Origin of the sequence: uncultured Clostridium sp., assembly GCF_910588715.1 — a bacterium.
Classification (GTDB): Bacteria; Bacillota; Clostridia; order Clostridiales; family Clostridiaceae; genus Clostridium.
In genome coordinates this window covers 352,763-373,612 of record NZ_CAJURG010000002.1, presented here as the reverse complement: position 1 = coordinate 373,612, position 20,850 = coordinate 352,763, and the positions used below count along the sequence as shown (strand labels likewise).

At 26.1% G+C, this 20,850-nt stretch carries 16 protein-coding genes; 11 read left to right on the top strand and 5 right to left on the bottom strand.

Annotated features, from left to right (window positions below; translation table 11 throughout):
- Positions 1-199: 199 nt before the first annotated feature.
- Complete coding sequence (locus QZ321_RS06465; RefSeq protein WP_291747089.1) at positions 200-2,008, top strand: PTS mannitol transporter subunit IICBA; 1,809 nt, start codon at positions 200-202, stop codon at positions 2,006-2,008.
- 122 nt (positions 2,009-2,130) lie between these two features.
- Here QZ321_RS06465 and zupT read toward each other — a convergent pair whose 3' ends face one another.
- Positions 2,131-2,910 carry a zinc transporter ZupT gene (gene zupT / locus QZ321_RS06460; RefSeq protein WP_291747087.1) on the bottom strand — a complete coding sequence of 260 codons (780 nt, stop codon included), beginning with the start codon at positions 2,908-2,910 and terminating at the stop codon, positions 2,131-2,133.
- Positions 2,911-3,023: 113 nt separating this feature from the next.
- Between zupT and QZ321_RS06455 the strand changes: the two genes are divergently transcribed.
- From QZ321_RS06455 to QZ321_RS06445, 3 genes are all read left to right on the top strand, one after another.
- Positions 3,024-3,704, top strand: coding sequence for a DUF554 domain-containing protein (locus QZ321_RS06455; RefSeq protein WP_291739878.1), 681 nt, complete (start codon positions 3,024-3,026; stop codon positions 3,702-3,704).
- An 87-nt stretch (positions 3,705-3,791) separates the two neighbouring features.
- Positions 3,792-4,499 carry a hypothetical protein gene (locus QZ321_RS06450; protein ID WP_291747083.1) on the top strand — a complete coding sequence of 236 codons (708 nt, stop codon included), beginning with the start codon at positions 3,792-3,794 and terminating at the stop codon, positions 4,497-4,499.
- A gap of 356 nt (positions 4,500-4,855) precedes the next feature.
- Positions 4,856-6,190 (top strand): CoA-disulfide reductase, encoded by a 1,335-nt coding sequence (locus QZ321_RS06445; RefSeq protein WP_291747079.1) that lies wholly within the window; start codon positions 4,856-4,858, stop codon positions 6,188-6,190.
- A gap of 29 nt (positions 6,191-6,219) precedes the next feature.
- Here the strand turns inward: QZ321_RS06445 and QZ321_RS06440 are convergent, their stop codons facing one another.
- Genes QZ321_RS06440 through QZ321_RS06430 form a run of 3 tightly spaced genes read right to left on the bottom strand, consistent with a single transcriptional unit; the run spans position 6,220 to position 9,293 of the window.
- A complete protein-coding gene (locus QZ321_RS06440) occupies positions 6,220-6,966 on the bottom strand; it encodes a hypothetical protein (protein WP_291747075.1) in 747 nt (248 codons plus the stop codon).
- Positions 6,967-7,011: 45 nt separating this feature from the next.
- Positions 7,012-9,012, bottom strand: a complete 2,001-nt coding sequence (locus tag QZ321_RS06435; RefSeq protein ID WP_294196414.1) for an EAL domain-containing protein — start codon at positions 9,010-9,012, stop codon at positions 7,012-7,014.
- A 59-nt stretch (positions 9,013-9,071) separates the two neighbouring features.
- Entirely contained in the window at positions 9,072-9,293 is a 222-nt protein-coding gene (locus tag QZ321_RS06430) for a hypothetical protein (RefSeq protein ID WP_294196412.1), read from the bottom strand.
- Between the two features lie 554 nt (positions 9,294-9,847).
- Between QZ321_RS06430 and QZ321_RS06425 the strand changes: the two genes are divergently transcribed.
- From QZ321_RS06425 to QZ321_RS06400, 6 genes are all read left to right on the top strand, one after another.
- Positions 9,848-11,350, top strand: coding sequence for a DUF1846 domain-containing protein (locus QZ321_RS06425; protein WP_291739865.1), 1,503 nt, complete (start codon positions 9,848-9,850; stop codon positions 11,348-11,350).
- A gap of 150 nt (positions 11,351-11,500) precedes the next feature.
- The gene (locus QZ321_RS06420) at positions 11,501-12,820 is read left to right on the top strand and encodes a LysM peptidoglycan-binding domain-containing protein (RefSeq protein WP_291739862.1); all 1,320 of its coding nucleotides are present in this window, start codon (positions 11,501-11,503) and stop codon (positions 12,818-12,820) included.
- A gap of 154 nt (positions 12,821-12,974) precedes the next feature.
- A complete protein-coding gene (locus QZ321_RS06415; protein WP_291739860.1) occupies positions 12,975-14,636 on the top strand; it encodes a ribonuclease J in 1,662 nt (553 codons plus the stop codon).
- Positions 14,637-14,762: 126 nt separating this feature from the next.
- Complete coding sequence (locus QZ321_RS06410; RefSeq protein ID WP_291747069.1) at positions 14,763-15,587, top strand: hypothetical protein; 825 nt, start codon at positions 14,763-14,765, stop codon at positions 15,585-15,587.
- Positions 15,588-15,853: 266 nt separating this feature from the next.
- Positions 15,854-16,531: an NAD(P)/FAD-dependent oxidoreductase gene (locus tag QZ321_RS06405; protein ID WP_291747066.1), complete on the top strand. Its 678-nt coding sequence runs from the start codon at positions 15,854-15,856 to the stop codon at positions 16,529-16,531.
- A gap of 204 nt (positions 16,532-16,735) precedes the next feature.
- The gene (locus QZ321_RS06400; protein WP_291747062.1) at positions 16,736-18,175 is read left to right on the top strand and encodes a DEAD/DEAH box helicase; all 1,440 of its coding nucleotides are present in this window, start codon (positions 16,736-16,738) and stop codon (positions 18,173-18,175) included.
- Positions 18,176-18,235: 60 nt separating this feature from the next.
- Here QZ321_RS06400 and QZ321_RS06395 read toward each other — a convergent pair whose 3' ends face one another.
- Entirely contained in the window at positions 18,236-18,907 is a 672-nt protein-coding gene (locus tag QZ321_RS06395) for a helix-turn-helix transcriptional regulator (protein WP_291739852.1), read from the bottom strand.
- Positions 18,908-19,037: 130 nt separating this feature from the next.
- On the opposite strand from QZ321_RS06395, the gene QZ321_RS06390 reads away from it, so the two are divergent.
- The gene (locus QZ321_RS06390) at positions 19,038-20,768 is read left to right on the top strand and encodes a glycoside hydrolase family 13 protein (protein ID WP_291747060.1); all 1,731 of its coding nucleotides are present in this window, start codon (positions 19,038-19,040) and stop codon (positions 20,766-20,768) included.
- Positions 20,769-20,850: the final 82 nt, after the last annotated feature.

Here is a 20,850-nt window from a genome sequence, read left to right as displayed (position 1 = left end):
TTTATATAAAACAATCATTTAAAACTCAAAAATTAATACCTAAAATTGTAACACCAAAAGTAAAATTAAATACTTTTGGTGTTATTCTTTATATATAATTTACTAATATTATTAATTATAAAATAATTGATATAAAATAAAGATGGGGATAAAATTATTCTATAAATTATAAAAGGAAACTAGAGAGGGGAAAATTTTAGTGATTAAAGAGCAAATACAAAAATTTGGGAAATTTGTAGGTAGTATGATTATACCTAATATAGGGGTATTTATAGCTTGGGGATTTATAACAGCTATATTTACTTCTACAGGATGGTTTCCAAATGAAAAAATAGCTTTATTAGTAGATCCAGTAACAACTTATTTATTACCAATATTAATTGGAGTAACAGGGGGAAAAGTAACAGGTGGAGCAAGAGGTGGAGTAGTTGCAGCAATATCAACTATTGGAGTAATAGTTGGAAGTGATATGCCTATTATTTTAGGATCTATAGTAATTGGTCCTTTATCTGGAGTATTAATAAAAAGATTCGATAAATTTATAAATGAAAAAGTTCCTTCAGGTTTTGAAATGTTAGTAAATAATTTTTCTCTTGCTATTATTGGAATTATATTATCTATAGTAGGCTTATTTATAGTTGGTCCTTTAATGTCTATTATTACAATAATAATGAATTTGGGATTAGAGTTTATAATTAGAAAAGGTCTTTTACCATTACTGGCAATTTTTATAGAACCAATAAAAATATTATTTTTGAATAATGCAATAAATCATGGAATCATAGACGTAATGGCAATGAGCCAAGTTAATGAACATGGGAAATCAATATTATATTTATTAGAGGCTAATCCTGGACCAGGATTAGGTGTAATATTAGCTTATTTAGTGTATAGCAAAGGAACTATAAAACAATCAGCATCTAGTGCTGCTATAATTCAACTTTTTGGCGGTATACATGAAATATATTTTCCTTACATACTTTTAAATCCTATATTATTATTAGCTGCTATAATAGGAAATTGTTGTTCTATAATATTTTTTCAAGTTTTTAATTCTGGGCTAGTATCAACAGCATCACCAGGAAGTATTTTTTCTATATTAATGTTATCTCACAGAGGTAATGTTTTAATAAACTTTTTAGGAGTTTGTTTAGGAGCTTTAATTTCATTTTTTATCTCTTCAATTATATTAAAGAGAAAATATATAAAGGATAATGAAAAAAGGAGAAACAAAGATAGTATGAAAATTTCAGAATTAGATATAAAAAATATTAAAAAAATAGCTTTTGTATGTGATGTGGGAATGGGATCAAGTGCTATGGGAGCAACAAAGTTTAGAAGTAGAATAAAAAAATTTAATTTTAATATAGATATTGTTAACGCATCTATTAACAATATTCCTGATGATGCAGATATAATAGTAACTCATACGGGTTTATTAAGTAGTATAAAAGGTGATTTTAATAAGTCAAAATTTATTTTTATAGAAAACTTTTTAGAAGATGAAAACTTAGATATTTTATTTGATGAATTATATAAGATTAATGTCATTAAAGATTATAAAGAAAAAGTTAAGGAAGAAAATAATAGGTTATTAAATGAAGAAAATATCTTATTAGGATTAGAAAGTGAATCTAAGGAAGAGGCTATAATAAGAGCGGGGGAGAGGTTGTTAGAAAACGGATATATAGATTATGATTATATTGATTCAATGATTGAAAGAGAAAATAAAATTTCAACATATATAGGTATGGGAATTGCTATTCCACATGGAACTGAAATTGGAAAGTCAGCTGTTAAAAAAGCAGGAGTTACTATATTACAGTATCCAAATGGAGTAGAGTTTCAAGGGCAAATGGCGTATATAATAATAGCTATAGCAGCAAAGGAAAATGAACATTTAGAAATATTATCAAAAATTGCAACAGCTCTTGAGGCTCCTAATATAATAGATGAAATTAGAAAAATTGATAACACTTCAAAGATGTTAGAAATTTTTAATATTTAATATGTAAAAAGGAGATATATCATATTTAATTAGAAAAATTTAATATGACATAGCTTCTTTTTATTATATAAAATTTTTATTAAGTACTATATAAAAAATTACTTTTATATAGAAATTTATATTTAAATAAATAAATGAGTAATAGGCATTATGCTAATTCCTAAAAATACAGATGCAATAGAGAGTTTAGTATATCCGTATTTCCTAGAGGAAGGAATAAGCTCATCTAATGATATATATATCATTATTCCACACACTATAGCAAAAATTATTCCAAGTATAAGTTCATTAATAAAGGGCTTTAAACATAGACAAGCAATTAATGCGCCTAATGGTTCTGTCATTCCGGATAAAAAAGAATATTTAATTGCTGTATACTTATTTTTAGTTGCAAAATAAATTGGCATAGCAATGGCAATACCCTCAGGAATATTATGAAGAGCTATAGCTAAAGTTACAGCAATTCCAAGAGATGTATTTTGGTATCCAGAAACAAATGTTGCAATACCTTCAGGAAAGTTATGTATCATAAGAGCTATAGTTGATACTAAACCAACTCTAAAAATATCGAAATTATTATTACTTTTAGATATATTCTTTTTTTCTTCCTCAGGAATAAATATATCAATTAAGTAAGCCATTAATGCACCTATTAATAAAAATAATATTGACCATAATATGCCATTAACTTTTCCATGATATTTTGAAATTGCTTCTTGAGCTGTTGGAAATAAATCTGTAAATGAAACAGTAATCATAACACCAGCAGAAAATCCTAAAGAAAAAGTGAGAAATTTTTCATTTCTAGTTTTGCTAAAAAAAATAATTATTGCACCTAAAACTGTTGATAATCCTGCAATGGTTGAAAGTAATAATGGAAATAATGAAGTTTTATCAATCATTTTTAACCTCTCTATATTATTGTTACAAAATTATTTTATGAATAATTAGAAATAAAAAGAATATAAAATTTGTTAAGTGTTAGTATAATTATAAATAATAAGGGGAGTGAATTATGTTAGGAACAATAGTAAATTCAATAACAGTAATGGTTGGATGTTTATGTGGACTTATAGTAAAAGGAAGATTAACGGAAAAGATAAGCACAACAATAATGAATGGACTTGCATTATGCACCTTATATATAGGAATATCGGGAGCATTAAATGGTGGAGATACGTTGATAATGATAATATCAGTAGCAGTAGGTGCATTGATTGGAGAAATTATAGATATTGATAAGGGATTAAATAATTTAGGAAATTATTTGGAAAGCAAGTTTAATAATAAAAAAGAAAATAATATTTCTATAGCGGAAGGTTTTATAACATCTAGTCTTTTATTTTGTGTAGGGGCAATGACTATAGTAGGAGCATTAGAAAGTGGATTAAAAGGAAATCATGATACATTATTTACAAAGTCTGTTTTGGATTTAGTATCATCTATTATTTTTACATCTTCATTAGGAATAGGTGTAATATTTTCTGCAATTACTGTATTTGTTTATCAAGGACTTATAACAATTGGTGCAGGATTTTTGTCTGGAGTACTAAGTGATTATGTAATTACTAATATGAGTGCAGTAGGTGGATTACTTATAATTGGACTCGCTTTTAATATGCTTGGTATAACAAAAATAAAAATAGCAAATTTACTTCCTGCTATATTTTTACCAGCAATTTTTCAGATATTTTAATTTAATAATTTCCAAATATAGTTAAATGATATGTTGTGTGTTATAATTCAATTGTAATTATAATTATATATTTTTAGGGGGTAAGCAATGAAAAAAGATTATTCAGCACTTATTTGGGGACTAGTATTTATTGGTGTAGGAATTGTGTTTGCAGGAAATGCTCTTAATGTTTGGGATGTAAATTTATTTTTTCCAGGTTGGTGGACATTGTTTTTAATTATTCCGGGATTAGTATCTATGCTTAGATATGGATTTAACTTAGGATCAGGTGCTTTAATAGTAATAGGATTAATACTTTTATTTGATTGTTTAGATATAATAGATGATGGTGTTGTATGGAGACTTATTTTTCCGATAGCATTAGTTGCAGTTGGTATATCTATAATTGCATCATTTTTTAGAGATGGAAATAAGAGAAGTGTTGAAGGTAGTGAATATAGTAAAAGTAAATCATATAAATATGATTCAACACAGTATCCAAGGTATACAGCCATTTTAGGTGGTGGAGATTATGTAAATAATTCTGTAGATTTAAAAGGGTTAACTGCGGAAGCTATATTAGGTGGTTTATCAATAGATTTAAGAGAGGCTAAAATAACTGAAGATATAGTTTTAGAATTAACTACGATTTTAGGAGGAATAGATGTATTTCTTCCTAATGATGTAAGAGTTGAAATAATATCGGGGGTTCCTGTATTAGGAGGATTTGAGCATAAGGTTAATAGAAATGCCACTTCAGGTCCTAAGGTTAGAATTAAATATACTGTGGTATTAGGTGGAATAGAAATTAAATAATATGAATTAATTAGAAATATATTTTAAATTATAAGTTATGTTTGGATATAAATAGAATTAAAATATAATTTATTTTTATAGGGGTTAGTATCTAAGGTTTCTGTTTCCAGAGAAAGCATGCAGTTTTATTATATAAGCATGGATAAAAGATTAAGAGATATTATAGAAATATTTCTTAATCTTTTTATTTTTTATAAAGATAAGTTATGATTTAAAAAAATAAATTTAGTTTATTAATTTTTTAAAATTTCATTTATAATAATAATAAATATTATTTAATAAGTACTTTATTTTATTTCTAGATAGTTTAAATAATAAGGTATAAATAAATTTTAATTATATAGGAGGCATTTAAAATGAAGGTTATAATCATTGGTGGAGTAGCTGCAGGAATGAGTGCAGCAGCTAAATTTAAAAGGCTATCGCCTAAAGATGAAGTTATAGTATATGAGAAAGGTGATATTGTATCTTTTGGTGCATGTGGATTGCCTTATTATGTTGGAGGATTTTTTGATGATTCACGAGAAATGATAGCAAGAACTCCAGAAGAGTTTAGAGAATCAGGAGTAGAAATATATACAAAACATGAAGTAATAGATGTAGATTTTTTAAATAAAAAAATAAAAGTTAAAAATATTGTTACAAATGAAATATTAGAAGATTCTTATGATAAGCTAATGATAGCTAGTGGTGCTAGGGCAATAATTCCACCAATAAAAAATATTGATTTAAAAAATGTAGTTACATTAAAATCAATGGATGATGGTAATAAGTTAAAAGAATTAATGGCGATAGATGAATATAAAAGAGTTACTATTATAGGAGCTGGATTTATAGGTCTTGAAGCTGTTGAAGCTGCTAAACATATGGGAAAAGAAGTAACTGTTATTCAACTTCAAGATAGAGTTCTTGAAGAGGTATTTGACAAGGATATTACTGATATTTTAGAAGAAGAATTAAGAGATAAAGGAGTTAATCTTTTATTATCAGAAACTGTTGTTGAACTTATAGGGGAAGAAAAGGTTTCTAAGGTTAAAACTGATAAGAGAGAAATTGAAGCAGATATAGTTATACTTGCAACAGGGGTAAGACCAAATACTGATTTCTTAAAAGCTGATTATATAAAAATGATTAGAAATGGAGCAATAGTAGTAGATAGCTATGGAAGAACATCAGTAGAAGATGTATATGCAGCTGGTGATTGTGCTACTATAAATAATTTAATTACAGGAAAAGAAAGTTATGTTCCTCTTGCAACTGGAGCTAATAAGCTTGGAAGAATAGTTGGAGAAAATTTAGCAGGAAAAAATAATTCGTTTCAAGGTTCTATGGCATCAAGTTGCATTAAAGTTATGGACATGGAAGCAGCTAGAACTGGATTGTCTGAAAAGGAAGTTAAGGATTTAGGATTTGAGTATAAAACTAAGTTTATAACTGATATGAATCAAACTAGTTATTATCCTGGTAGGGAAAGAATTTATGTTAAGCTTATTTATGATGCACACACTAAGGTTATATATGGAGGGCAAGTTGCTGGATATAAAGATGCAGTTCAAAGATGCAATGTTTTAGCTGCATGTATTTATGCTAAGATGACTACAGATCAATTAGGAATGTTAGACCTTTGTTATTCACCTCCGTTTTCAAGAACTTGGGATGTATTAAATGTTGCTGGTAATGTTTCTAAATAAAAAATAAAGAGTGGATATTTATCCACTTTTTATTTTTTATTTTTATTTGATTTAGATTCTTTAAGTTTTTCAGTTCTAATAGAATTTTCAATTATTGTATAAAATATAGCATCTTCAACATCTATGTCGGTTGAATCATTAATAATGATTTTGTATTTATGAGTTAGGCTAAAAATGTTTCCATCAATAATATAATCAATATTATTATCATTATCAAAAATTTTATAGTTTCTACAAAAAATTATTGAATCTGGAATTCCTTTACCTAGTTTTTTATAATTTGAATCATAAAAATGTTCAACTCTTTTTAATCGCCAAAAGTCTTTAAGTTTTTGTTCACCTATATAGCCAGTTATGTTTCCATTTGAATCTTTAACTTGTGCTAATCTGTTTATAGATATATTAAATAGTTTAACTTGAGTTAATCCAAGTCTTTTAATTTGATTTTCCTTTTTTATAAGATTTCCATTAATGTCTTTTAGTTTTAAGGTATCACCGAATATTGGAAATAACTTTCCTGTAACCTCACCAACTAAAACTCCATCACTAAGGATATAGTAATGTTTTTTAAAGGAGAAAATCTTTTTTTCAAGAGTTATTTCATTAGAAATATTCATTATTTCTTCAAATGTTTGAGCTTTAGGATTTATTAATTCTGTAGATTTTATGCCAAAAACCCTAATTTTTTGAGAAATGTAAAGTCCTAAGGTCCATACTAAAATAAATATTAGTGCACAAAATAAAACTCTTTTAAATTTTTTAAAACTAATTGCCATATAAACTCCTTAATTATATTACTAACTATATAATTATAGTATATTTTATAGTAATTTTAATAAATCCTCTTTGTCTATAACTTTTGATAAATAGTATCCTTGAAAGAAATTACATCCTATATTTTTAAGTTCGTTAAACTGTTTTTCAGTTTCTACACCTTCAATTATGACCTTCATATTTAATAAATTTGAAATTCTCTTTATATAACCAACAATTGCGAATTCGTTATCAGATTCATTATCTATAAATAGTTTATCTATCTTTAAAATATCAAGTTTGTATTTTTTTAGATAACTAAAAGAAGCGTATCCTGTTCCAAAATCATCTAAGGCTATAGCAATTCCAATTTTACGTAAATTTAAAATATTATCTTTTACTATTTTATTATCTTCAAGAAGGACAGATTCTGTTATTTCAAAATAAACTTTATTTGTATCTATATTATATTTATTTAAAATATCTATAGTTTTTTCTACAAAATCAGCCTCTAATAGTTGAATTGGAGATATATTAATTCCAATAGATATTTGAATTTTATTTTTATTAATAAAATCGCATACATTTTCAATAATCCAATATCCAATAGGAATAATTTCTCTAGTTTCTTCTGCATAATTAATAAAGTTATCTGGTCTTATCATACCTAGTGTTTTGCTATTCCATCTTATTAATGCTTCTGCTTTTACAATAGATTTATTAACATCAAATATAGGTTGATATTTTATAATAATTTCATTTTTTTCTATAGAGTATTTTAATTCGTTTTTTAATGTTTCTATGTATATCATATTTTTATAGATATTATCGTTAAAAAATAGTAATTCATAAGGTGCATTAGTATTTTTACTTGTATACATCATAAAATCACTTTTATCTATTAAATCATCAATGTTATCTCCATCTCTTGGATATACAGCTATTCCACTTGAAAACTCAATGTTTATTTTTATATCTTTTTGAATTTCTATAGGATTTATAAATTTGGAAATTATTTCGTTTTTATAATATTCTATAAAGTTTTTATCTTCTAAAAATTCTTTATAAACAATTATAAATTCATCACCTGAATATCTTATTAATTCTCCTTTTTCTTTTAATGTTTCTCTTAAAATAGTACTAAAAGTGATTAATAATTTGTCTCCTACAGAATGACCAAAAATATCATTTACTTTTTTAAATTTATTTAGATCAATGAATATTAATGCAAATTCTTTATTTTTTTCTATTAATTCTTTGCAAATTAAATTTAGCTTTTTTCTATTAGGTAGTCCTGTTAAAGAATCGTGATAAATAAGAGATTGAATTTTGTCATCAAAGGATTTTCCAAGTCCAGATGATATAACTTCTAACTGTGTAAATTCATCCATATTATCTAAAGCAATTTTATCATCAGGAGTACTTAATTTATTCATTAATTTTTTTAATTTATCTATTGATTGTAATGCGGGCTTAAAAGCAAATTTAACGCTAATTATTAAACTAATAGATATAATTACTCCTACTAAAATTACTATTATTTTAGTAGTAATTAAAATTGGTCTTATAAAAGAGTCATTTTTAATGGAATTTTTATTAAATAAAAATAAAATTCCGTTTTTGTTAGATAATATATTATTAGCATATTTAACATAAAATTTATTACTATCAATATTATTTTTTAAGAAATTATCTATGTTTTCATTTTTAATTATAATAGCTTTTAAATTTCCAATATGGAAGTTTGATTCTAATGTATTTAATAAATCATCTACTAATAAATTTAATATAGTAGCACCTATTAATTCTTTATTATCTTTTGTATAAATAAAAGAAACAATAGATATGGTATCTTTGCCTGTTATAAAATCTTTATGAATTTCTGTTATAAAACTATCTTTGTTTAATTTAAAATATTCTTGTTTAAACCATGGTCTATCATCTAATTTAAAGTTATCATAGGTAGTTCCTTTAGAAAATAAATAATTTCCGTGTATATTTATTATATTAACTGTATCTACAAAGCTTGATGATTCTAAATTTTGTTCATATAAGTTAATTTGTTCCATTATAATAGATTTTTCTTCATTATCTAATTGATCAAAAGATGGATTATTGGTAAAAATTTCTATGATTTTATCATTTTTAGATATTTTTCAGTTGTTGACCTTAGAAGACTTATATCTTTTTCAAGTTGAATGGTAGATTGCTTAAAATGAACATCACTGGTTAATTTAACATCATTATCTAAAATAATATTTATTAATCCTGTACTTGCTATTATAAATATAAGCATAAAAATAATGGCTATAGCAACTAATTTTCTATTGATTTGAAATCTATCTTTCAATAATATCTCCTCCTAAAATAAATAACTAATCTTAATAAATATTTTAATTTAATTAAGTTAATAAAAATTGCTTTATTCAAAGTTTATATATTAAAATTAAAGAATATTTTTAATAAAATTATAGACAACATAATTACCTCCTATTATTAATGCTTTTCATAAAAAAAACCGACTGATTAAAATCAGTCGGTTGTACCAATAACTCCATATATTCCAGGTACCCAAATATAGAATATACTTCTCAGTGCCTTGATGGGAATTATTCTAACATTATACTTGAATTCATGTCAATATTTTAAATGCAAAAAATAAATATGCATTTTATAAAAAATTTATATATAAATATTATAAAATATAAATATTTTGAATATAATTAATTTGGGATTTTGTAGTTTACTTTATTAAATTTTTGTGTAATAATATTATATATTTTGTGCCTAATTAATAAGAAAAATTTAGTAATTTTCTATTAATAGTTGCAATTAGCATAATTATTTCCTCTAAATTAGGAATATATTATGCTAAAAAAAAACTATAAAATTAGGAGTGGACATATGAAAATAGGATTTGATCATGAAAAGTATTTAGAGGAGCAATCAAAGTATATATTAGAAAGAGTAAATAACTACGACAAATTATACTTAGAATTTGGTGGAAAACTTTTATTTGATTTACATGCAAAAAGGGTTTTACCAGGATTTGATGAAAATGCGAAAATAAAATTATTACATAAATTAAAAGAAAATGTAGAAGTAGTTATTTGTGTTTATGCAGGAGACATAGAAAGAAATAAAATAAGAGGTGACTTCGGAATCACTTACGATATGGATGTTTTAAGACTTATTGATGATTTAAGAAGTTATGATCTAGAGGTTAATTCAGTTGTAATAACTAGATATAATGATCAACCTTCGACTACTGTTTTCATAAACAAGCTAGAAAGACGTGGAATAAAAGTTTATAAACATAGAGCTACTAAGGGATATCCAACTGATGTTGATACTATAGTTAGCGAAGAGGGATATGGAAAAAATCCATATATAGAAACAAGTAAGCCAATAGTAGTTGTTACTGCACCGGGACCAGGGAGTGGTAAGCTTGCTACATGTTTAAGTCAATTATATCATGAAAATAAAAGAGGAAATGTTGCTGGATATTCTAAATTTGAAACATTTCCAGTATGGAATGTACCATTAAAGCATCCATTAAATATAGCTTATGAAGCTGCAACAGTTGATTTAAAAGACGTAAATATGATAGATTATTTTCATTTAGATGCTTACGGAGAAACAGCAGTTAACTATAATAGAGATTTAGAAACATTCCCTGTACTTAAGAGAATAATAGAAAAAATTACAGGAAAAGAATCTGTTTACAAATCACCAACGGATATGGGTGTTAATAGAGTTGGATTTGGTATAGTTGATGATGAAGTTGTTAAGGAAGCTTCAAGGCAAGAAATAATAAGAAGATATTTTAAAACTGGTTGTGAATACAAAAAAGGTTATGTTGACAAAGAAGTATTTGAACACGCAAAACTTATAATGGAACAAGTTAATTTAAAACCAGAAGATAGAAAAGTTGTTATACCAGCTAGAGAACGTGCAGCTAGATTAAAAGAAGAAAATAATAATATTTCTACAGCAGTTGCAATTGAATTAAATGATGGAACTGTTCTTACAGGAAAAAGTTCAGAACTTTTAGATGCGGCAGCGGCAGCATTATTAAATTCAGTAAAACATTTAGCAAATATAGCAGATGATATTCATTTAATTTCTCCAGTTATTTTAGAACCTATTTTAGATTTAAAGTATAAAACATTATCAAATCAAAAGGTATCATTAAATTGTGAGGAAGTTTTAATTGCATTAAGCATTTCAGCAGCAACTAATCCAACTGCACAAGTTGCAATGGAAAAGTTAGCAATGCTTAAAAATTGTCAAGCTCATTCAACTACAATATTATCTGTAAGTGATGAGCAAACATTAAGAAAACTTGGAATTGATGTAACTTGCGATGCTGAATATGCATCTCAAAGTCTTTTCTATAATAATTAATATATAGATAAAATAAAGAGATTATTATAATTTTTATAGTAATCTCTTTATTTTTATGGCTCTTTTACTAAGTTAAAAAGTACTCACTATTCTTTTTTAGTATGAATATTATAAAGTATAATCAAAAGATTAGGAAAGGAGAAAAAAGAGATGGCAACTTATAATGGTATAGATATTAGTAATTGGCAAGGTAGTGTTAACTTTGCTGCAGTAAAAAATAGTGGAGTACAAATAGTTTATATAAAGGCTACAGAAGGAAACTTTTATATAGATCCATATCTTCAAGAATATTATGATGGAGCTACTAATAATGGATTATTAGTTGGTTTTTATCATTTTTTTAGTCCGTCAATTTCAGCATCATCACAAGCATCATATTTTTCTAATGCTATAAGAGGAATGAAAAGTGACTGTAAATTAGTGTTAGATTTAGAGGAAACAGGAGGCTATTGGCCAGCAACATTATCTAGTATGTCAAATCAATTTTTAGAGGATGTTCAAGCTAACACTGGATTAGATGTAGCTTTATACACTTATGCAAGTTTTGCAAATAACAATATTGTACCTGGATATGGATTAGAAAAATACCCATTGTGGATAGCAGAGTATGGAACTAGTGCTCCAGAAAGTAATCCAATATGGGGAAGTAGTTATGCAGGATGGCAATATTCAGATACAGGATATGTTCCAGGCGTAAGTGGAAATTGTGATTTAGATACTTTTAATAGTGGAATATTGTTAAATAGTCAATCTAGTATTTCAGGAGACAGAAATAATGAATCAGAAAATAGTGCTGTTAAATATTATGTAGTTCAACCTGGAAATACATTAAGTGGAATAGCAGAAAGATATGGAACTACAGTTCAAGCATTAGCTCAATTAAACAATATATCAAATCCTAATTTAATACACGTAGGACAAGTTTTGAAAATATATGGAGATAATAAGGTGCAAAAAAAGAAAATTAATTTTAGTGGAACTTATGTAGTTCAAGCTGGAGATACATTAAGTGGAATAGCATTAAGGTATGGAACTACCGTTGAAATATTGGCTCAGCTTAACCATATATCAAATCCTAATTTAATATATGTTGGAGAAGTAATAAAACTTCCAGTTTCTACAACTGTTAAGAGTGGAGCATCATCTAAACAACATCAAACAACTTATGTAGTACAGTCTGGAGATACATTAAGTGGAATAGCAGCAAGATTTGGAACTACTGTACAAAATTTAGCTAGGATAAATGGAATATCAAATCCAAATTTAATCTATACAGGGCAAGTATTGAAAATAACTTCATCAGGAGTGTCATCACAAGGTGGAAGTGCTATCAGAACTTATGTAGTTAGATATGGTGATACTTTAAGCGGAATAGCAGCAAGGTTTGGAACTACAGTTTCTAATTTAGTTGCATTAAATGATATATCAAACCCTAATTTAATATATTCTGGACAAGTTTTAAGAGTATAATTATTTTAAGGTAAAAATAAGTTTTTAAAAGTTTAAGGGAAATAAAATTTAATTTTATTTCCCTTTTAACTTTAAATTAAAGAATAAGTAATAATTTGTTTAGGAATAATAAATATAGAAGTACTAGATATTTTTATGAAAGGAATTTATTGAGATGAGTGAAGAGAAAGTTAGAATAATACCTCTTGGAGGGTTGGGGGAAATAGGCAAAAATATTACGGCTATAGAATGTGATGATGAAATTATTGTTATTGATTGTGGAGTAGCATTTCCTGATGAAGAAATGTATGGGGTTGACTTAATAATTCCTGATATAACTTATTTAAAAAACAATGTTGAAAAGATAAAGGGAATTTTTTTAACACATGGACATGAAGATCATATAGGGTCATTACCATATGTATTAAAACAAATTAATGTACCCCTTTATGGAACTAAGCTAACAATAGGAATTGTTAAAACAAAGCTTGAAGAACATAATATTTTATCAGAAGCAAAGTTAAATAATGTTGTGCCAGGAGATATAATTTCATTTAAAAAACTAAAAGTAGAATTTATAAGAAACACTCATAGTATTGCGGATTCTTGTAGTTTAGCTATATTTACACCTGTAGGGATAATACTTCACACAGGTGATTTTAAAATAGATTATACACCTATAGATGGTGAAAGAATGGATTTACAAAGAATATCTAATTTAGGTAAGGAAGGAGTAGCTTTATTAATGGCTGATAGCACTAATGTTGAAAGGCAAGGACATTCATTATCAGAAAAAAGCATTGGACTAACATTAGATAGAATTATTGGAAAAGCTAAAGGACGAGTTATAGTTGCTACATTTGCATCTAATATACATAGAATGCAACAAATTGCTGATGCTTCTCTTAAAAATAATAGAAAAGTAATTTTTAATGGAAGAAGTATGGAAAATATATCTAAGGTAGCTATGGAGTTAGGATATTTACATATACCAGAGAGTGAAGTTGTAAGTATTAATGATTTAAAAAAATATGAAAATGATAAAATAACATTAATAACAACAGGAAGCCAAGGAGAACCTATGGCATCATTAGCTAGAATAGCATTTTCAAATCATAGAAAAATAAGTATCGAACATAATGACACTTTTATAATTTCTGCATCACCAATACCAGGAAATGATAAGCTTATATCAAGAGTTATAAATCAATTATTTAGAAAGGGTGCAGATGTAATATATGAAGATTTAGAAGATGTTCATGTGTCAGGTCATGCTTATAAAGAAGAATTAAAGCTTATTCATTCATTAGTTAATCCTAAATATTTTATGCCAGTTCATGGAGAGTATAGACATTTAAAGCATCATGGTGATTTGGCAGAAAGTTTAGGAATGAAAAAAAATAATATATTTATATTAGAAACAGGAAATGTTTTAGAGCTCACTAAAAATGATTGCAAAAAAGAAGGTAAAGTTAGAACTGGAGCAATATTTGTTGATGGTTTAGGTGTTGGAGATGTTGGAAATATTGTATTGCGTGATAGAAGGCATTTAGCTCAAGATGGAATGGTAACGATTGTTGTTGCTATTGAAAGGGATACTTTAAGCATTGTTTCAGGACCAGATGTAATTACAAGAGGATTTGTATATGTTAAAGAATCAGAAGAACTTATAAAAAAAGTTAAGGAGTTATCAGTAAATGAATTAGATAAATGTTTAAGTATGGGTGTTATTGAATGGTATGTATTAAAAGGAAACATTAAAAAAACTGTTGAGAATTATATTTATGAAACTACAAAAAGGCGTCCAACTATAATTCCTATTATTATGGAAACTTAAAATTATACTATTTTATACTTTGAATTTGTAAAAAATAATTTATATTTGTAGTTATCATTGAAAGTAAGTAGATATTTGTTGTATAATTTAAATGTAAACATTTAAGGGGAAGAGAAGGGGAAACATATGAATACAGTAACAGCTAAAAGTTATCAGGATTTAATGCAGGAATTTTTAAAAATTCCAAGAAGCGATGTTAAGGGGTTTAGAAATAAATATGAAGAAGTTTTAAATGCCTTTTTAAACTTAAATGAAGTTTATGTAATAGCTTCAAGAAGTGCAAGTATTGATGAAGTTAAAGAAAATAAAGCTAGACCACTATGTGCATTAAATCATAAGAAATTACCATGTATGTGGTTTTTCTCTGAAAAAGAATTTGCACAAAATTTTGTTAAACATTTTGGAATTATAAAAGATGAAATAGAATATATAATAAAGCTTCAAGGTGAAGAATTAATAAATGTTATAAAGTTTGGAATATTTAATGGAGTATATCAATTTTCTATAGATGAAGGTAAGCGTACAATGGTTATGGTGCCGTATGACTTATTAAATACTTATTTAGTTAATAGAGGAGAAGGAACATTTTTAGATAAAAGTCAATATGAGATAATGATATTACTTACAATGATGAAGTTCCATAAAAAGTTAGTATATGCAATTGAAAGTGATGAAAAAGATATTAAAGGTAAAAACATATTAGCATCAGATAGATGTGGTATACTTAATATTTTTTCTAAAAAGGAAGATGCAAATATTCATAAATATGATATTGGATATGGTAGAAAAGAAGCTAAGGAACTTAATATTATTGAATTAAAAAATGCAATTAACTCAATAACTGATAGTATTGAAACAGTTAGATTTGAGATAAATGAAAATATTATTGAAATAAAAGCTATTAAATTAGCTTATATATTAAATGAAATGGTAAAGCTTCAATATAAATAAAAGAAAATGAAGTATGATAAATTTTGTTGTTATAAAATATATAAGTAAAAGTTTAACATAAATAAGGGAAAACTGCTTATAATTACTATATTATAAGTAGTTTATTTTTTATAAATAAGTTGTAGATACTTAAAATTTTATGGATTTATTTTTAAATAGATGATATAAAAATAGTATGAAGCACAAGGCTTATTGTATTAGCAATACATAAATAAGTTTTGAAAGTAGAAAATATAAATGTATTTATACGAGAGGAGAATTTTTTTATGAAAGACTTATTAGACAAAGGCGCTGTAATACAAAGAGATATGGAAACATATGCAATAGCACCACATTTAACTGGAGGACTTATAACTCCAAAACAACTTAGAGATATTGCAGATGTTGCAGAAAAGTATAATGCGTCTGCGGTAAAAGTAACTGGGGCTCAAAGAATTGCTATTGTAGGATTAAAGGAAGAAGATATTGATAATGCATGGGCTGATTTAGGAATGAAGCCAGGTGCTGCAATAGGTTTATGTGTAAGAAGCGTAAAAATATGTCCAGGAACTACTTTCTGTAAGAGAGGATTACAAGATTCTGTAGCTATTGGAGCAAAATTAGATGGAGCATTCCATGGAAGAAATCTTCCTAATAAATTAAAAATAGGTGTTAGTGGATGTCCAAATAGTTGTGCTGATAGTCATACTAGAGATATTGGTTTAATAGGTGGACCTAAAGGATGGATTCTTTACCTTGGAGGAAGAGGTGGAGTTATTCCAAGATTAGGTGATAGAATTGCTATGAATATTCCAGATGAAAAGATTTTCTCAGTTGTGGAAAAAGTAATAGATATTTATGCAGAAAATGGTCAAGGAAGAGAAAGACTTGGAAACTATATTGATAGAATTGGATTAGATGAATTTAAAAAGTTATTAAATATTGAAGAGTTTTTAAAGGCTTAAAAATATCAAAGGAAGTTGTGCTTCTATTGAATTAAAAAAATTTAATAGGATACAACTTCTTTTAATTATAAGATTTTTATTGAAATGTATAAAAATTTATTTTAAGAATTAACATTTTAATTATTAAATTGTATCTAATTAAGTCAAATATAGGTTATACTAATTAAATAAATAATAAACTTTATAAAGATGAGGTAAGTATATTTGGAAAATAAATTTAAGAAATATAATTTGTGTGATGAAATAATAAAAGCGTTAGATGGTATAGGTTATACTAATCCTTCAGATGTTCAAAGTAAGGTTATACCTGAAATAATTTTAGGAAAGGATATTGTAGTTAAATCACAAACAGGAAGTGGAAAAACGGCTGCTTTTGGAATACCATTATGTGAGAAGGTACTTTGGAATGACAGTAAACCACAAGTTTTAATTTTAACACCAACTAGAGAATTAGCAATTCAGGTTAAGGAAGAGTTAAGTAATATAGGAAGATTTAAAAGAATAAGATCAGTTGCAGTATTTGGTAAACAACCTTTTTCTGATCAAGCAAGAGAATTAAAACAAAAAACTCATATAGTTGTTGGTACTCCAGGTAGGGTCTTTGATCATATTGATAGAAATACACTAGATATTTCAAACATAAAATATTTAGTAATAGATGAAGCTGATGAAATGCTTAATATGGGATTTATAGATCAAGTTAGAGATATAATAAATGTATTAAATAAAAATAGACAAACATTGTTATTTTCAGCTACTATCCCAGAGGAGGTAATGGGATTATGCAAAGCATATATGAATAATCCTAGTAGTATTGAAATTAAATCTCAAAAATTAATAACGGACAATATAAAACATGAGTTATATAGGTTTGAAGAATTTTATAAGTTAGATAATTTAAGCAAACTTTTAATAAGTGAAGTTCCAGAAACAGCAGTTGTTTTTTGTAAAACAAAAGAGAATGTTGATAAGGTGTTTGAAAACTTAAATAAAAAAGGATACTCTGTAAACAAAATTCATGGTGGAATGCTTCAAAAAGAAAGACTTGATGTTATGGATAAGTTTAAAAAGGGTAATTTTAAAATATTAGTGGCAACAGATGTGGCAGCAAGAGGAATTGATGTAGAAGGAATTACTCATGTAATAAATTATGATTTACCTGTTGAAAAAGAAGCTTATGTTCATCGTATAGGAAGAACAGGTAGAGCAGGAGCAAAGGGAAAAGCTATTTCTTTTGTTAACCAATATGAAGATAGGCTTTTAGATATGATTCAAGAGTACATAAGTTTTGAAATTCCAGTTGTGGGAGAATTTATAGAAGTAAATAAAGAAAAAAGAGAGGGAGCTATAAAAGCTTTAAAATCTAAACCAAAGGCTAAAAACGAAAAAGCTAAGGTTATAAATAAAAATATAACTAAATTATACTTTAATGGTGGTAAAAAGAAAAAGTTAAGAGCAGGAGACTTTGTTGGAGCAATATCTAAAATAGAAGGGATAACAGCAGAGGATATTGGAATAATAGATGTTCAAGACACTGTTTCTTATGTAGATATTTTAAATGGAAAAGGAAATAAGGTTATAGCAGGACTTAAAGATTCAACTATAAAAGGAAAAAAACTTCGAGTTGAAAAGGCGAAAAGATAATATAAGATTTAATAAAGAGAAAAAATTATCATTTAATTTTTTCTCTTTATATTTTTTGGTTTAATTGTAGTGTGTATTTCGGAATTTTGAAGGAGAAGTTCCTTCAAAGGATTTAAAGGTTTTCGAAAAATGGCTTTGATCATAAAAACCAAGTGATAGTGCTATATCAAGCATACTTTTATTTGTTGTAAGCAATAAGACTTTAGCTCTATCTATTTTGATTTTTTTAGAATACTTCATCAATGATATTCCCATATGTTTTTTAAAGCAGGTTGAGGCATATTCAGGAGTTATTCCAAGATGTTCAGATATTTTCTCAAGTGACATAAAACTTTCTATATTCATATGTAGGTGTTGAAGAAGCTTGTTTACTATGAAGTTGTCCTTAACTTCTACATCACTAATTAAAAATTCAAGATATGCTCCAGCCATCTCTAGCTCAAGCTCTTGAAGAGACTTTAAATCAGTAAGAGTTGGTATTTTAATATAATATTTATTATAAAGAGTATGAAGATATTTTTTTGAAATACCATGTCTTATAATTTCTTTAGAAAATATTGCATTCCATATATATAAATCAATTTTTTTATCTTCTATATTTAATTCATCATCTAGCTCTCCAATGTGCTTTTGTTTAATTTTATGGAGAATAGCAGGTCTATCACTAGTATCAATCAAAGAAGAAAATTCATTACTAAAAATATTTAAGTCAGAAATAAAACTTTCATACATAATATTACCCCCTATATACAATAAAAAATTACATTAATTATATATATATTATATTATAAATATACAATTAATTAATATGGAAAATTTTATAATAATTATATAAATATTTTAAAAGGGAGAGGTGAATTTTATGAATAAATATGCTGTTTTTCATGTTTTAGATACTCCTTATTCATACGGAAAGAATAAGGATACTTTAAGTGTAAGAGTAAGAGTGGCAAGGGATGATATTAAGGAATGTTATATTTATTATAAAGATAGATATGATGTAAAAAATCCATATAAGAAAAAGCCGATGAAAATAGTTGCAGAAACAGAGCTTTTCACATATTATCAAACAGAAATATCATCTTTTAGAAATAGATATAGATATTATTTTGAATTTATTGATATGAATGATGAGAGTTTTAAATATAATGAAAGGGGATTTGTAAATCCAGAATTTAAATACAATGATATGAATTCGTTTCAATTCCCTTATATTGCAGAAGAAGATTTATATAAAGAGGTTAAATGGTTAAAGGAAGCAATTGTTTATCAAATATTCCCTGATAGATTTTGTAATGGAAATCCATCTATAAATAGTGAAAATACAAATGAATGGGGGAAGGGTGAAGTTGATGAAAATAGTATTTATGGTGGAGATTTGCGTGGGATAATAGAAAAACTACCTTATCTAAAAGATTTAGGGGTAAATTTAATTTATCTTACACCAGTGTTTAAATCTAATACGAATCATAAGTATAATATTGAGGATTATTTTGATATAGATCCTCATTTTGGAACTATAGAAGAAGCAAAAGAAATGGTAGAAAAGGCACATAACCTAGGAATTAAAATAGTTTTTGATGCTGTATTTAATCATTCAGGTTCAAACTTTTTTGCTTTTAAGGATTTAATAAAAAATCAAAAAGAATCTAATTATAAAGATTGGTATTTTATAGATTCATGGCCAGTAAAAAAATCTAAGAATAAATACTATACTTTTGCTAATGGAGCAGAAGATATGCCAAAACTTAATACTAATAATAAGGAAGTAAGAGATTATTTATTAAAAGTAGGTGAGTTTTGGATTAAAGAAGTTGGAATAGACGGGTGGAGACTTGATGTTTGTGATGAAGTTGGACATGAGTTTTGGAGAGAGTTTAGAAAGAAGATTAAATCTACTAAAAGTGATGCAATAATAATTGGAGAAATAATGCATGAGGCTAACTCTTTTCTAAAAGGAGATCAATTAGATGGAATAATGAATTATCCTTTTAAAAATGCTATTATAGATTTCTTTGCAAAGGGAATTATAAGTGGAAGAGAGTTTTTAGATATAATGGCTGAAAATAGAGTTTTATATATGGATAGTATAACTAAACAAATGTGGAATTTGATTGGAAGTCATGATACAAAAAGAATTTATAACGAATGTAATGGAAATATTGATAAGATAAAACTTGCAATAGCATATCAATTTTTATATATAGGTGTTCCATATATATATTATGGAGATGAAGTAGGATTAGATGGGGCAGAGGATCCTAAAAATAGAAAGTGCATGATTTGGGAAAAGGATAAGCAAAATATAGATTTAATTAATTTTTATAAAAATTTAATTAATATTAGAAAAAACAATAAAGTTTTTACTTATGGAAGTTTTGAAGAAGTTTATTGTAAGAATAATGTTATAATTTTTAAAAGAGTTTTAGATAATCAAGAAATTTTATGTGTATTTAATAATAGTGATAATCGTACTTTTTTAAATATTAATTCAAAGTTAAAAGCTATAAACTTAATTACTGAAGATATTGAAGATTTAAATAACATAGATATAGAAAGCTTTTCTTTTAAAGTATATAAAATTCTTAAATGAATATAGTATTTTATTAGAAAAATAAATAATTTAATTTATATTATAAACTTGTCCTCTTTTGTAAAAACAGTTTTATTAATTT